12 protein-coding genes are annotated in these 15,514 nt (G+C 72.1%); all 12 read left to right on the plus strand.

What is annotated here, in order from left to right; all coding sequences use genetic code 11:
- Positions 1-6 precede the first annotated feature (6 nt).
- The 12 genes from BMY40_RS15250 (at position 7) to BMY40_RS15305 (ending at position 15,483) form a co-directional block, all read left to right on the plus strand.
- On the plus strand, positions 7-528 hold the full coding sequence (locus BMY40_RS15250) for a phage tail protein (protein WP_093659737.1): 522 nt from the start codon (positions 7-9) through the stop codon (positions 526-528).
- Positions 529-544: 16 nt separating this feature from the next.
- Positions 545-1,387, plus strand: a complete 843-nt coding sequence (locus tag BMY40_RS15255) for a T4 family baseplate hub assembly chaperone (protein ID WP_245770108.1) — start codon at positions 545-547, stop codon at positions 1,385-1,387.
- Positions 1,380-2,126: a hypothetical protein gene (locus BMY40_RS15260; protein ID WP_093659739.1), complete on the plus strand. Its 747-nt coding sequence runs from the start codon at positions 1,380-1,382 to the stop codon at positions 2,124-2,126. The genes BMY40_RS15255 and BMY40_RS15260 overlap by 8 nt, the downstream gene beginning before the upstream one ends.
- 4 nt (positions 2,127-2,130) lie before the next feature.
- Positions 2,131-3,114, plus strand: coding sequence for a Pvc16 family protein (locus BMY40_RS15265; protein WP_093659741.1), 984 nt, complete (start codon positions 2,131-2,133; stop codon positions 3,112-3,114).
- Between the two features lie 33 nt (positions 3,115-3,147).
- A complete protein-coding gene (locus BMY40_RS15270; RefSeq protein ID WP_093659743.1) occupies positions 3,148-5,130 on the plus strand; it encodes an ATP-binding protein in 1,983 nt (660 codons plus the stop codon).
- Positions 5,121-5,489 (plus strand): hypothetical protein, encoded by a 369-nt coding sequence (locus BMY40_RS15275; RefSeq protein ID WP_245770109.1) that lies wholly within the window; start codon positions 5,121-5,123, stop codon positions 5,487-5,489. Before BMY40_RS15270 ends, BMY40_RS15275 begins: the two co-directional genes overlap by 10 nt.
- Positions 5,486-12,106: an eCIS core domain-containing protein gene (locus tag BMY40_RS15280; protein WP_093659745.1), complete on the plus strand. Its 6,621-nt coding sequence runs from the start codon at positions 5,486-5,488 to the stop codon at positions 12,104-12,106. Before BMY40_RS15275 ends, BMY40_RS15280 begins: the two co-directional genes overlap by 4 nt.
- Positions 12,107-12,206: 100 nt before the next feature.
- Complete coding sequence (locus BMY40_RS15285; RefSeq protein WP_177214018.1) at positions 12,207-12,701, plus strand: HEAT repeat domain-containing protein; 495 nt, start codon at positions 12,207-12,209, stop codon at positions 12,699-12,701.
- Positions 12,698-13,381 (plus strand): hypothetical protein, encoded by a 684-nt coding sequence (locus tag BMY40_RS15290; protein ID WP_093659749.1) that lies wholly within the window; start codon positions 12,698-12,700, stop codon positions 13,379-13,381. The genes BMY40_RS15285 and BMY40_RS15290 overlap by 4 nt, the downstream gene beginning before the upstream one ends.
- Before the next feature lie 6 nt (positions 13,382-13,387).
- Positions 13,388-13,768 (plus strand): LysM peptidoglycan-binding domain-containing protein, encoded by a 381-nt coding sequence (locus BMY40_RS15295; protein ID WP_093659751.1) that lies wholly within the window; start codon positions 13,388-13,390, stop codon positions 13,766-13,768.
- The gene (locus BMY40_RS15300; RefSeq protein ID WP_093659753.1) at positions 13,758-14,897 is read left to right on the plus strand and encodes a hypothetical protein; all 1,140 of its coding nucleotides are present in this window, start codon (positions 13,758-13,760) and stop codon (positions 14,895-14,897) included. The genes BMY40_RS15295 and BMY40_RS15300 overlap by 11 nt, the downstream gene beginning before the upstream one ends.
- 40 nt (positions 14,898-14,937) lie before the next feature.
- Positions 14,938-15,483 (plus strand): phage baseplate assembly protein V, encoded by a 546-nt coding sequence (locus tag BMY40_RS15305; protein ID WP_093659755.1) that lies wholly within the window; start codon positions 14,938-14,940, stop codon positions 15,481-15,483.
- The last annotated feature ends 31 nt before the right edge of the window (positions 15,484-15,514 follow it).

The raw sequence follows: 15,514 nt of genomic DNA on the forward strand, positions 1-15,514 counted from the left end.
ATTCCGATGGCTGAATTCCAGGTGAACGCGCAGCGTTTCGACCCCTACAAGAACTTCAAGTTCCTGGTGCTGTGGGGTGGGCGCACGGTCGCGGGCGTCAGCAAGATCAGCCCGCTGAAGCGGACCACGGAAGTGGTCAAGCACCGGCACGGCGGCGACCCGAGCTCACCGCGCAAATCGCCGGGCCGTTCCGAGTTCGAGGGCATCACCCTGGAACGCGGCGTCACACACGACCCCGAGTTCGACCGCTGGGCCAACAAGGTGTGGCAGGTCGGCGCCGGACTCGGGGCCGAGGTCTCGCTCGCCGACTTCCGCAAGGACATCGTCATCCAGGTCCTCAACGAGGCCGGGCAGGTGGCCGTCTCGCACAAGCTCTACCGGACCTGGCCGAGCGAGTACCAGGTGCTGGGCGAGCTGGACGCCAACGCCAACGCGGTCGCCATCCAGAGCCTCAAGCTGGAGTGCGAGGGCTGGGAGCGCGACTACGAGGTGCCCGAGCCCACCGAGCCCTCGTTCACCAACCCCTGAGCGGACGGTACGGCGGATGACGGCTGGGGCGGCAGCGGTGACGGCGGTGATGGCCGCGGCGGAGACGGCGGGGCCCGCGGAACTGCTGGCCGTCTGGGAGGCGGGACTGGGGCTGACCGGCCCCGGCCGCGCCCTCCTGCTGCACCGCACCGCCCGCCCGGAGGCCGGTGACGGCGAACTGCTGTCGGCGCCGGTCGGCGAGCGGGAGGCGGACCTGTTCGCGCTGCGCCGGGCGCTGTTCGGCGAGCGGATGCAGGTACGGGTGGAGTGCGAACCATGCGGCGAGGCGATGGAGTTCGACCTCGGCACCGGTGATCTGGCCGCCCGGCGGCCCCGGCGGGACGGCCCGCTGCGGGTGGCCGAGGAGGACTGGGAGGTGGAGTTCCGGCTGCCGACCGTCGCCGACCTGGCGGCCGTGGCCGAGGCGGTGGAAGCCGGCCGGGACACGGCAGCCGGCCAGGACGCGGCGGCGGGGCAGGACCCGGACGGAGCCTCCGCCCGGGCCCTGCTGGTCGCCCGCTGCACGGTGTCGGCCGTACGCGCCGGGCGGCCGGTCCCCGCCGACCGGCTGCCCGCCCTGCTGCCCGAGACGGTGCTGCGACGCGTCGCCGAGGCCGCCGAACGGGCCGACCCCGCCGCCGACGTGACGCTCAGGGTCTCCTGCCCCGAATGCGGCGGGACGACCCGGGCCGAACTCGACATCGCCTCCTACCTGTGGGCCGAACTCGACGCCTGGGCGAGGGACCTGCTCCTCGACGTCCACCTGCTCGCAGGCGCCTACGGCTGGACCGAGCCGGAGATCCTGGCGCTCAGTCCGCTGCGGCGCCGCTACTACCTGGAGCTGTGCGCCGATGCCTGACTACTTCGACCGGCTGCTGACCCGGCACGTCCCCGCGGTCCGTGGCGCCGAGGCCGCCCCGGGCGGCGGGCCGGGCGTACCCGTACGGGTGCGCCCGCGGCTGCCCGAGCCGTACGAGCGCGTCGAGGCGCTGCGGGGGGCGCCCCGGGAGCCGGAGGAAGCAGGCCCCTTCCTCCCGCCCGCACCCCGTCCGGCCGTGCGGCCCGGGGAGGACCGGGCGGCGGCCCGGCACGAGCGGGAGATCCGCACCGAGCACCGAACGGTGGTGCGGACCGAACCGGCACAGGACGGTGACCGGGCGCGACCGCCCGCGGCGGCACGGCCCGTACAGCCGCCGCCCACCGGGCGGGCGGCGGCCTCGCCGCGTCCCGCGGCCGTGCCCGCGCCCCCGCGCGGCGGCCGTACCGTCCCGGCGCGCACGGCGCGGGAGACGCTCCCCGCGGCGGCGCCAGCACCCGTGCCCAGGGACGCGGGCCCCGCCCTGGTGCCCACCGGTGCCGTGCCCCTGCGGCCCGCCGCCGGCGCCCGGGCGGCGCGCGAGGCCGCACGCGCCGCCGTAGGAAGGCGCCGGTCCCGGACGGCGGAGCGGACCGTACACGTGCAGATCGGCCGGCTGGAGGTCAGCGCCGCACCACCTGCCGCGGGCCCCGCCGGCGCGGGCCGCCCGCAGCGGCCCGCGCGGCCCGCGCCCGCGTTGAGCCTCGCGGACTACCTGGCCGGCAGCGAGCGGAGGGACTGAGGAGATGAGCAACGCACTCGCCGTCGCCACGGTCACACAGGCACTCGCCCTGCTGATCGAACACAATCTGCAACCCGAGATCGACATGCAGGTCGCGGTGAAGACCGAGCGGCCGCCTGCGGAGGCCACCGACGACGCCACCATCACCGTCTTCCTCTACCAGGTGACCCCGAACGCCTCCCGGGGCAACGACGACCTGCCCACCCGCGCCCCGGACGGCACCCTGCTCAGGCGCCCGGCGGCGGCGCTGGACCTGCACTACCTGATCAGCGCCTACGGCAACGAGGCGGAACTGGTCGGACAGCGGCTCATCGGCTGTGTGGTGCGTACCCTGCACGAGTTCCCGGTGCTGCCGGGGGAGCTGATCGAGGAGGCCGCGCAGCGGCCGTACCTGGCGGGCAGCGACCTGGCGGAGGCCGTCCAGAGGGTGCGCTTCACACCGACCCGGATGGACATCGACGAGACCTCCAAGCTGTGGGGGATGCTCCACCAGACGCCCTACTCGCTGTCGGTCGCCTACCAGGCCGCCCTGGTGCTCGTCGAGGGCCGCGAACAGCCCGTCGTGCCCCGTCCGGTCCAGCGGCACACGGTGCGCGCGCTGCCCTTCGGAGCCCCGGGCGCGCCGGAACCCCCGAGACGGCCGGGCACCGGCACCGCCGACCTCGCCGCCACCGCCGTATCCGCGGAACGCTCATCCGGGGCGGCAGCCCGGAAAGTGGCGGCCCGGGCGAGCCGGACGAGCGGCATGGCCGCCAGATCCACCGCGCCCGCACCGCAGGCCGAGGCGGAGGGCGGGCCGGAGACGTCGGCGTCGGCGTCGGCCAAGAAGACGCCCGCCAAGAAGGCCGCCGGCAAGCGGCGCGCCACGGCCAAGGCCGCCGCGTCCCGGCCCCGTACGCGCAAACAGTCCGGCAGCGGCTCCGCGCGCGCAGGCGGGAGCGCACAGGCGAACAGGGACGACGGCACCACGAACGACCAGGAAGGCTGAGACGAGGTGACGACGACGGGGGCGGGCGGGCACATGGACGGCACCGCCGACAGGACGGGCACTGCCGAGGGCCCGGCGCTGGCCGCCGCCATGCGCGCCGTCCTGGCCCGCCTCGACGCCCACGCCGCCCGTGCCCGCGGGGACGGCGCAGGCGTGGGCGCTCCCGGAACCACAGGCGCCCCCGGGCCCGCCGACCCCGCCGACCCCCCTGAGCCCGCCGCACTCGAGGCGCTCGTCTGCTGCTTCGGGCTGACACCCTTCGAACGCGAGATCGTCCTGCTGCTGGCCGCCGCCGAACTGGAGCCCACCACCGGCAGCCGCTGCGCCGCCGCGAGCGGAGACCCCGAACGCGCCCACCCCACCTTCTCCCTCGCACTCGCCGCCCTCGGCGAGCCGCACTGGAGCGCCCTCACCCCCGTCGCGCCGCTGCGCCGCTGGCGCCTGGTGGAACTCGACGACGAGACCAGGCTGACCACCACCCGGATCCGCCTCGACGAACGCATCCTGCACTTCCTCCTCGGCTCCCCGTACCTGGACGCGCGACTGCACGGCATGCTCACCCGCGCCGCCGCGCCCGACAGGCTGCCGCCCTCCTACGAGCGCGCCGCGGAACGCGTCGCAGAGGTCTGGGCCGGAGCCGGCCCCGGTACGCCGCCGAGGGTGGAACTCACCGGCGGCGACCGGCACAGCCGCCACGACATCGCCGCGGCCGCCGCCCGCAGTTGCGGACTCGGCCTCTACACCCTGAGCGCCGAGGACCTGCCCACCGACCACGCCGAACGCGACCGGCTCGCCCGGCTGTGGCAGCGCGAGGCGATCCTGCTGCCCGCCGCCCTGCTGCTGGAGGCAGGCGAAACGGACCGCGAACAGGACGCGGCGGCCGACGCGTTCACCGCCTCCGCCGCCGTACCGCTCGCCGTCTCCAGCCCCGACCCGAGGCGGACGGAGCGGACGCGCGCCGAGCGCGTCACGGTGCCGGCGCTGGGGGAGGAGGAGCAACTCGGCCTGTGGGCCGACGCCCTCGCCGGAGTGCCGCGGATCGGGGAACGGCAACTGCGCGCACTGGTGGCGCAGTTCGCACTGCCGCCGCACATCGTCCGCTCCGCCGCCGCGGCCGTACGCCGGCAGGCCGGCCAGGACGGGACAGCCGGGGCGGACGTCTCCGGACTGGCCTGGCGGGCCGGGCTCGCGGAGGCCCGCATCGGCCTGGACGAATTGGGCCGCCGCATCGAACCGGAGGCCGGCTGGGACGATCTGGTCCTGCCGGAGCGCCAGTTGCGCGTACTGCGCGAGATCACCGCCCATGTACGGCAGCGGGGCACCGTCCACCAGGAGTGGGGCTTCGCCCGCACCCTGCGCCGGGGCCTTGGGGTCACGGCCCTGTTCGCGGGCGGCTCGGGCACCGGCAAGACCCTGGCCGCCGAGGTGATGGCCCGCGAGCTGGGGCTGGACCTGTTCGTCGTCGACCTCTCCCAGGTGGTCTCCAAGTACATCGGCGAGACCGAGAAGAACCTGCGACGCGTCTTCGACGCCGCCGAACGGGGCGGCGCCCTGCTGCTGTTCGACGAGGCCGACGCCCTCTTCGGCAAGCGCAGCGAGGTCAGGGACAGCCACGACCGCTACGCCAACCTCGAGGTCTCCTACCTGCTGATGCGGATGGAGGCCTACCGGGGCCTGGCGATCCTCACCACCAACATGAAGAAGGCGCTCGACACCGCCTTCATGCGCCGTATCCGCTTCGTCGTCGACTTCCCCTTCCCCGGCGAGGCCGAACGCGCCGAGATCTGGCGCCGGGTGCTGCCCGAGAGCGCCCCGGTCGAGGATGTCGCCCCCGAGCTGCTGGCGCGGCTGACGGTCGCGGGCGGCTCGATCCGCAACATCGCCCTCTCCGCCGCCTTCCTGGCCGCCGAGGAGGGGGACGCGCTGCGGATGCGGCACATGCTCGCCGCGGCGCGCACCGAGTACCTGAAGCTGGAACGCTCCCTGACGCCCTCGGAGGTCCGCGGATGGGTGTGAACGAGGCGCCGCGCCATGCCGCACACGACGCCGTGCGCGACACGGAGCGCGGCGCGGCACGCGACACGGCGGTCCGGGTGGACATCGGCGAGCTGGTGCTCGACGGCTTCGACGCGCGGATCGACCCCGAACGGGTCACGGCTGCGTTCGAGGCCGAGCTGACCCGGCTGGTGCGCGAGCGCGGCGTACCGCTGGCGGCGGACGGCGAAGGACGCGCACTGGAGGCGCTGTCGGGCCTGCCGCCGCTGCCCGCCACCACCTCGCCGGCCCGCCTCGGCGAGGCACTGGCACGCGCGGTGCACGCGGGCCTGTCGGGGCGCGGCGAGGCCGCTCCCGCGGACGGGAGGAGGCGCCGATGAGTTCCCACACCACGTCACAGGACTCCCGCTCGGCGCAGGAAGCCCGACGCCGCAAGCGCAGGGAGCGAAAGGAGCGCGGCGCCAAGTCCCCCGTGCCCGAGCCCAAGGACGTCGTCGGCGGCGCCGGACTGCCGCTCGACGCGAGCGTCCGCCGCGAACTGGAGGAACGGCTCGGCCACGACCTGGGACGCGTACGCCTGCACACCGACCGGGACGCCGCCGCCCTCACCGACCTGCTCGGCGCGGACGCGGTCGCCGTCGGCCAGGACGTCTTCTTCCGCGAGGGCGCCTACCGACCGGGCACCGCCGACGGCATGCGCCTGCTCGCCCACGAACTGCTCCACACCGTCCAGAACCCCGACGGTCTCGGCGCACTGCGCGCCGGCCGCGACCTGGGCGCGGTGAGCCTGCCGCAGCAGACGGTGGAACGCGAGGCGGAGACGGCGGCCCGGGCGTCGGCGGAGCAGGACGCGGCCCGCGGCGGCGGGACGGACGGCGCGGCGGCCGAGCGCGTCGAGGAGGGCCGGGCCACCCCGGGCTGGCTGCGCTACGCCACGGTCGACGCCGACCGCCGGCGCATGGAGCAGATCGATCCGGCGATGCTGCCCGACCGCCTGACCAACGGCCTTCTGCGCTCGCTGCGCGGCGACCCGCAGGACCGCTCCAAGCGCGTGCGCATACAACTCGCCCGTTTCTCCCCGGAGATGCAGGACGCCGTTCTCGACCGGCTGGAATCGCGCCTGCTCTCCTCGGAGTTCGACCGGCTGGTCGAACTGGTCGAGGAGACCGAGGACGAGGGCACGCTCGAACCGGAGGCGCTCGGCACCCCCGAGGCCGTTCCGGACGCCACCGAACTGCTGGAGGACGAAAGGGAGGACGCCGAAACCGCCGACCGGAGGCAGCAGGCGGAGGACGAGCGGTCCCGTGAGGAGCGGAGCGGCGAGCAGGACGGCGGACAGCGCACGGGCGAGGAGCGGCAGGACCGGGAGCGGCCGGACCGCGGGCGAGGCGATCGCGGCAGCGCGGGTGCGGTACGCCCAAGAGCCGGGCGCCCCACCGGGCGACCCGGGGAACCGGGACGGCAGACCGGGAGCACGGGCTCCTCGGGGCCGGACAGCGACCGTGCCACGGCCTCGGGAGGCGGCGCCTCCCGCCGTCAGCCGCAGCAGCCCCGGCAACAGGACGGCAGCGGTACGGGCGGCCGGTCCGAGGCGCCCGGAACCGGCGGCGCCCCCGCGGCGAGCAAGGAGGAGTCCGCCGCCAGGAACCGGCCCGGAGCCGTGGAACCCCTGGTCGCGGGGCAGCAACCGGGCAGGGCGGACGAGCAGGACACGCGCGACGGCAAGCGTGCCGGCGTGGAGCCCGGCCCCCTGCTGAGGACGGCCGATCCGGGCGACCGCAGCACCTTGGAAGGGAAGCGCCCCCAGGACGAGCCGGCGCTCGCGCAGGACGAGCCGATCGGTCCGGAGCCCGGCCCGAGCGGTGAACCCGGAGCGCTCGACGGACTCGAGGACGAGCGGGCCGCCGACCGGGACAGCGCGTGGAACACCGAACTCGAACCCGACGACTTCCTCCCCGCCACCGACCTCGACGTCTCCGGCGTACCGACCGCCGACGAGATCGTGCCCGGCTCGGACACCGGCGGGCGGATGCCGAGCTTCCCCGAACCGCCCGCCACCAAGGCCGAACAGGTGCAGGCCAGACGGGACGAGGAGGACGCGGAGGAGGCCGCGTCCGAAGACGCCGGGTTCGCCGACCCGCTGCCCGCCGACAGCGGCGCGTCCGTCTCCCCGGCGACCAGTGCCGGAGCCGGTGACCGTACGGCGCGTGATCTCGGCAGCGGGACGCCGGGCCGGCAGGAGGCCGACCCGCTGCCTCCGTCCTCCGACACCGCCGACGACCGCACCGAAGCCCTCGAGCCGAAAACCGGTCCCACGGCCGCCGAAGGCCCGCAGCAGCAGGAGGAGCGACAGCCCGAACCGGAGAAGGGTCCGGAACCCGAGACGGCCGATACGGGAGCCCCGAAGGAGGAGGCGACGGAGTCCGGAACTTCTGGTTCCTCCAGCACCGGCACCTCCTCCGGCACGTCCACCGCGTCCTCCGCCCCGGCTCCGACCGCGGGCACCTCGGGCGCGCCTTCAGGGGGCGGGACGGCCGGTACGACTGCTCCCGGTGCCCCCGGGCCGGCCACGGACACTCCGGCCGAGGCGTCCCCGGCCCGGGACACCCATGTCTCGGGTGCGGACGGCGGTGACGCCTCCACCACCGGCGCCACGCCGGAGGACGGGGCGGGCTCCCGGCAGCGGCAGGAGCCTTCGGCCCCGGCTCCACGGCCCGAACCCGCTCCCGTACCGAGGTCCGGCTCCAGGCCCTCACGGTCGGTCAGCGGTGGTGGCAGCGCCCGGAGCGCGTCGGGTGGTGGCGGGGGAGGGGGCGGCGCCCGCCCCACCGCCTCGTCCCGGCCGAAGAAGGACCCCGCGGCCCCCAACCTGTCGAAGGTGACACCGGAAGCCGGCCTGTCCACCGCCGCCGGACTGAAACCGCACCGCGCGCTCGAAGCACTGGGCGGAGTGAACGGCGCGGTCGACAAGACGGTCGGCGACGAGCACCAGACCCTCCAGGACGCACCGCCGACGACGGAACGCCCCGCGGGCGCCCCGCAGACCCTGCACGGCGCGCCGAAGACCTCGGCCCCGGGACAGTACTCCGGCGATCCGGCCGCCCGTGTCGACGCCCCGGAGAAGGAGAAGGCCGAAGTCACGGGAGACAAGGCCCCGGAGGGCGAGATCCCGGGAGAGGACATCGAGGAGCCCAGCACCCTCGAAGGACTCCTGGCGGGCGGGGCCCAGCTCGTCGTGGGAGCGATCAACGGCATCGCCGGTGCCTTCGGGGCCGACGAGGACGTCATCGACTCCGACGCGGTGGTCCAGTGGATCCTCGACCTGCCCACCGAGGACGAGATGCTCGCCCAGGCGGACGTCGGAACGGCGCCCGGGGTCGGCCTCCAGGGCGAGACGGACGGGCGCGCCGGCGAACAGGGCGGTGAACTCGACGCCAAAGGCAGGGAACTCCACGCCTCCGGCCGCGACGACGCCGGGCGCCCCCTGGGCGAGGACCAGATCTACCCCGATGTGCCCGAGGAGACGCTGACCGCGAAGGTCCCGCGCGGAAAGGGACAGGGAGGACCCGGCGGGGGCGGCGGTCCGTCCGTGGGCGGACGCATCCCGCCCGAGGCCGTGTCCGCGGTGGCGGAGCACGAACGCGGACCGCAGATCCAAGCCGCGTTCACCGACGGGCAGAAGCAGATGTCCGACGAGCGGCAGGCCAAGGACAGGGGCTTCCGGGAGTCCCGGGAACGCCACAGGCGGCAGGTCCGCAGCGAGGTCGAGAGCAACACCCGTACCCAGGCCGCCGAACGCCGGAAGACCAGGGCCGAGGTGGAGACCTCCCGCGAGCAGTGGCGCAAGGAGCAGGACGGGGAACTCGACTCACTCGGCACAAAGAAGACCGAGAAGACCGAGAAGATCCGCAAGGACGTCAGGGACAAGGAGGAGCAGACCGACAAGGACGCCGAGGAGCACCGGAAGAAGAAGCAGGAGGACATCGGCAAGGAGAAGACCAAGGCCGAGGACGACGCCAGGAACAAGCGCGACACGGCCAAGAGCGACTCCGGCAACTGGCTCTCCAGGGCGTTCGACTGGATCCGCGACAAGCTCATCGAGCTGAAGAACGCGATCGTCGGCTTCTTCCGCGCCGCCCGCGAGGCGATCACCAGCCTCATCAAGGACTTCAAGGGCACCGTGATCCGCTGGATCGAGGCGGCCCGGCAGTTCATCGTCGACAAGTTCAAGGAGTTCACCGAGGCCCTGGTCCAGCTGGGCAAGGAACTCCTCGACGCGATCGTGGAGATCGCGAGCCGGCTGCGAACCCTCATCATCCGCATCCGGGACGCGGCCATCGCCCTGGTCAACCGGATCGCGGACGAGCTGAAGCGGATCGTCACCGAACTCCTCGACGAGATCGGCAAGATCCTCAGCGGCATCCTCGACGCCCTGATGGAGGGCCTCCGGGCGGCGGTCGATGCCGTCAAGAGTGCGCTCAAGGGCATCATGGACTTCGCCATGGGCCTGCTCAACGCCCTGGGCGAGTGGGCGATGATCGCCGCCGACATCCTCTCCGACCCGGGCGGCTGGCTCAGCGGCGCCAAGGCCTCGGCCGAGGACGGAGCCAGGAACCATCTGTTCCGGGAAGTCACCTCGGCGATCAAGAACTGGTTCAACGAGAAGATCCAGGAGATCCTCGGGCTCCCCAAGGCCGTCTTCGACAAGCTGATCGGCGGGGGCGTCAGCAGGGAGCAGATGGCCAAGGAGGCGTGGGACGCCGCGCTTCCCCAACTCCCCATCATCATCGGGGAGATCATCATCACCAAGGTCATCGCCAAGCTGATCCCCGGCGCCGGCTGGGTGATGGCGATCATCGACGCCTTCAAGGCGGCCTGGGAGTCCCTGAGCGAGATCCTGCGGGCCTTCGCCGCCTTCATGGACTACCTCAAGGCCGTCAAGGGCGGCAACGCCGGCGTGCTGTTCGCCAAGGCCGTGGCCTCGGGCGTGGTGGCCCTGCTGGAACTGGCCTACCAGGCGCTGCTCAGCGGCATCGGCAAGTACGTGGGCAAGGTCGGCGACCGGTTCAAGGGCGTCGCGGCCAACCTCGGGAAGAAGCCCGGAAGCAAGGACGAGGACAAGCCGAAGGACGACCACGACCCGAAGAAGCGCCCGGACCCGCAGGAGGAGGCGAGGAGGGCGCAGGAGCGCACGCGCCGGGCGAACGCGGAGATGTCGCGCAGGCCGCCGGCCAAGCCGAAGCGCCCCCGCCCGCAGCCCCGCCCGACCCGGCGGCCCGACTCGTCCCAGTCCCGCCGCGACTCCGCGCGCCGCCCCGACACCCGCCGCCCGGACGACCGCACCCGTACGGACCGGCCCGACCGCCGCGCCCAGGACACCGACCGGGACCAGTCCCGAACCCCCGCGCGCCGCGAGACGGAGGGCACCAAACCCGCCCCGCGCCCGCGCCGCACGTCACAGGAGACCCGCGCCGCGAACCGCGCGCGGCAGACGGTCAGGGCTGCCCAGAACCGCATCCGCAGAGCCCGGCAGGCCCTCGGCCGCAAGGACCGCGACGGCCGCCTCGACCGCTCCCTGGACAACAACGCCCGCCGCATGCGCGACGCCTACCGCCGCCGCGACCTCCTGCTCGACCAGCGCCGACGCCGCCAGGAACAGAAGCGCCGACTCCGTGACCAGCGGCGGAAGCAGGAGAATTCGCCGGAGGCGAAGGACGAACGTCTTCGGAGAATCGTCGCTCGCATCCGACCCACCCTGGCGCGCCTGTTGAGGTCGGGTGTGAGCGAGTCGGTTCTGCGCTCGGTTCTCGCCGCGATGAGAGCGTGGCACCGACTCACCCAGCTCATCATCGACGGAGCGGATCGTTTCGCGATCAATGCCCTGTTGAACCCTTCGGAACGCGTGATCCTGGGCGCTACCGTGGACATCGAAGGGGTGACGGTCGAGACGGACAGGATTCTCCGGGCAATCCGCAGGATCGGCATTGAGATCTTCGAAGCCGGCGGTGTGGATGTCGCCGCGCAGGGTGGAGTCGAAGCGTTTCAGGAAGACCTCCCGCTGCGTGGTGGCGATCTCCGGCCATCTATCTCCAGTGGTCCAGGAAGCAAGGGCGGTGCCGTTCAACATCTGCTGCGGAAGCGTGGGAATCTAAATACCCGCAGAGGGGACAAAATTCGAGAGAAAGCGCATGACGGCAGACCGTTGGACGCGCAGCGCAACAAGGGGAGTGGCTGGAACCCGGGACGGGCTAATAGGGTCGTCCAAGTGCAGTTCCCAGGAGACTCTCAGCCCGTGAGTCTCGGATATGACGAACTCCCGGAAAAACTTGGGGCCATGCGGAGGACGTACGGCGACACCGCGGTGAACCAAGTGGTCGCCAACATCCTGCGTTTCGCCCGGGGGCGCAAGCCCGTCGGGATGCACCTGGAGCTATCGTGGCAGCTCTACGTTTGGCTGATCCAGCAAGAGGCGCACAGGAACATCGGGGCCCTGGTGACCCATGCGATGGTGGTCGACATGCTGAACCGCAAAAAGATGACGCCAGGGGACGCTTCGAATGAAAGATGGCATGCGGAGGCCGTCAACCCGGAGCCCGCGGACAAGGACCTGCCGGAACGAGCCGACAGTGCCTATGAGGGAAACTGGGCCATGCAGTCGAAAGGCTCGGAAAAGAGGGCCCGCAATCTGCCGCTCTATCTTGACGATGCCCTGCCGTCGAGAGCCAACCAGTCCAAACGCTGGGAAAACTTGCCCGAAATAAACCGACTTGCGGCGCGAGAGATCAGATCCATACGACTGTGGGTGAAATCGCTCCCCGATTTCAAGGTGTCCGACAGCAGTGCCGCCAAGACCGAGGAGGACCGACTGGTCCTGGAGATCCGGCGCAGGGTTCTTGCGCTTTACGGAATAAACGCATCGGGTGATGAGGAGTTTCTCGACTCGCTGCTGGAAGAACTCAACTTGCACGACCAGGACAAGTATGGAGGTCGGGGCTGACGTGTCCTACCTGTCTCCGCGATTCATTATTCGCAGTGATTCACCGGAGCGAGAAGTCGAGGAGTATGCGCGAGCACACGATTGGCCAAAGGTTCTCGATGTGCCAGAGGATCTGGAATCCGGAGACGTTCGCTCCATCGAGTGGGAGATCACTGGAGGGGCTCGCCTCAAGTTTTTTCAGGACGATGTGACAGACTGCCCCTACTTCTTCATTGAGGCACCGTATTCCAATCTCTGTCTTTCCATGACGCGACATGCAGTCGCCGAGATTCCGGTGTGCAAGCGCGATGAGCTGTTGAACGCATTCGACGTGTCCGAGCCTGGCTCGGAGGAGCGGTGCCAGGCCATATTGATGGCGGCACTCGGTGCGTCCCATGAACTCGATGTCGACGTCTACCGAAGGATCGGCGAGGCTCTTGGTGACCCGAACGCCGATGTGCGTTCGGCGGCTGTCTATGCGATGTCCTACTCCCCGGCTTCCGAGTACGTTCCCGCACTGCGCGAGACCGCAGTCGGTGACACGGACGGAAGGGTCCGCGAAGAGGCGCAGGAGTTGCTCGACGTTTTTGCGCAGATTGGGATCGGTGACGCATGACGCGATACGCGGACATTCCCAAGCCCATCCGGTCCGGGATCGTGATCGTCGATCCCGAGCGGGGGATACCGCAGCGCATCATCGTGCTGCAGTTCAACCCCGACACCCTGGAGCGCAGCATCAGTCCGCAGGCCGCGGGCGGGAGCGGCGATGCCGGGGGCGGAGGGAGCGGAGGGGACCGGAACGAGGCGCTGCGGCTGAAGGGACCGGCGCAGGAGACGTGGAAGTTCACCGCCGAGATCGACGCCACCGACCAGTTGGAGCTGGCGGCGCCCGACGGGATCCATCCGCAGCTCGCGACGCTGGAGATGCTCGTGCAGCCGACCACCGCCCAGCTGAGGGAGGCCACGCGGCTGTCGAAGAAGGGCACCATCGAGATCAGCCCGATCGAGATGCCGCTGACCCTGTTCACCTGGGGCAGCAAACGCGTCATGCCCGTGCGGCTGACTGAGTTGTCGGTCAACGAGTCCGCCTTCGACGTGAACCTGAACCCGATACGGGCGAGCCTGAGCATCGGGATGAAGGTGCTGACGGTGAGCGATCTGCCCGCCGGGCACCGAGGCGCCGAGCTGTACCTGGCGCATCTGGCGCAGAAGGAGCGGCTGGCCGGCACCGCGCGGGCGGGGACGCTGGGGGCGCTCGGGCTGACCGGGGCCGACATCGGGACGGGGAGGGTGTGAGAAGTCATGGCCGATGAGAGCGGGGTTCACGGGAGCCCGCCGGACGGGATCCCGGGGTCGCATCCGTATCCGAGGACGAGCCGGTACCACGACGCCGAGATCGCCGTGCACCGCATGCCCGACGGCACCGAAGTCCGTTACGCCAGGCGGCGATTGCTGCCCCCGCTTCCGGAAGAGGGGGACGAGGACACCGCCGTCCACACCGTCGGCGGCGGCGAGCGCCCCGACCAGCTCGCCCAGCGCTACTTCGGCGACCCCTCCCAGTGGTGGCGGATCGCCGACGCCAACCCCGTCCTCGACCCGCGCGAGCTGACCGCCGAGCCGGGGCAGGAGATCGGCATCCCGCTGCCCGGCGGCTTCCCGCGGGGAGGCGCGCATGGCCGATGAGCACGTCGGCGGCGGGCCGATCCACCTCACCCTGAGCATGGGCCCCCACCTCACCCGGCCCGTGCCCCAGGCGGTGAGCGAGGCGCTGCTGTCCGCGCAGATCACCAGCACCGCGGGCGAACGCTCCGGCTTCCAGCTGGCGTTCGACCTCACCAAGAAGGGCGCCATCATCTCCAACCTGCTGCCCGAGGGATTCTTCGACCCGCGCACCCGCGTCGTCGTCACCACGGTGATCAGGGGAACCCGGACCGTCCTCCTCGACGGCCTGATCGTGCGGCAGGAGGTCGGGGCGAGCAACCAGCCCGGCCAGACGACCCTGACCGTCACCGGCGAGGACCTCTCGCTCCTGATGGACCTGGACGAGCGGGTGGACCGCTACCCGAACCTCTCCCCGGCCCGCAGGGTCGAGCGCATCCTGGCCAGGTACGCCGACTACGGCATCCACCCGGACGTCCACCCCGAGCAGATCGTCCAGCAGCCCCGCGCCGAGCACCGCGTGGACTACCAGACGGGCACGGACCTGGCCTACGTCAACGAACTGGCCCGCGCCAACGGTTACGTCTTCTACCTGGAGCCCGGCCCGCGGCCCGGCCGCTCCACCGCCTACTGGGGCCCGCAGCGCCGCGTCGGCCTGCCGCAGCACGCGCTCAACGTCAACATGGACGTCCACTCCACCGTCGACCAGCTCACCTTCGCCTACGACGGCGCCGCCCGCGAGGAGCCGCAGGCCCACTGGCAGGACCCGCGCACCCGCGAGTCCACCCTGATCCCCCAGCCCGACATCGGCCCGCTGCGCCCGCCGCTGGGCAGGCGCGCGAGCCCGGCGCTCAAGCGCCGCCGGCTGACCGGCACCGCCAAGAAGGACGAGGCGCAGGCCAGGGCCGAGGCGCTGGCGCGGGCCGCGACGTCCGCCGACGCGATCTCCGGCTCCGGGCAGCTCGACGTCAACCGCCACGGCTACGTACTGCGCCCGCGCGAACTCGTCGGCGTGCGGGGAGCGGGCGTGACCTACGACGGCGAGTACTACGTCACCTCCGTCACGCACAACCTCACGCCCGGCTCGTACCGGCAGAACTTCACGCTCTCGCGCGAGGGCCTGATCGCACGCGGGGACACCGTCCGCCCGTAGGGGCCACCGAGACCACACAGACCGACCAGGAGCAGTCCGCATGGCGCCAGCACCGAACAACCGCTTCCTCGGCAAGTTCAGAGGCCGGGTGGCGGACAACGACGACCCGCTGGGGATCGGCCGGATCACCGCCCACGTCCCGGACGTGCTCGGCGACGAGGCCTCCACCTGGGCCATGCCCTGCCTCCCCTTCACGGGCGAGCGGTCCGGCCAGTACGTGGTCCCGGGCCGGGGGGCGGGCGTCTGGATCGAGTTCGAGCAGGGGGACCCGAGCTACCCGATCTGGACGGGCTGCTGGTACGGCGAGGCGGACGAGCTGCCGGAGGACGCCCGGGCCGCGGCGCGCACGGGCGCCGAACCGGTCGTCATCCAGACCCGCGGCGGGCACAAGATCGTGGTCTCCGACGACCCGGAGACCGGAATCCTGCTCCAGGCGCCGGGCCCCGGCGAGGGCAGGCCGGGCCCGTACGTCCGCGTCACCCGGGACGGGATCCACATCGACAACGGGCAGGGGGCCTCGGTCTCGGTGGCCGGGGACCGGGTCGACGTCAACCAGGGCCGGCTGATCGTGCCCATCAAACGCTGAACGGACGGGGGAGAAGCCTTGTCGGGAGAAG

Origin of the sequence: Streptomyces radiopugnans (assembly GCF_900110735.1) — a bacterium.
GTDB classification, from domain to species: domain Bacteria; phylum Actinomycetota; class Actinomycetes; order Streptomycetales; family Streptomycetaceae; genus Streptomyces; species Streptomyces radiopugnans.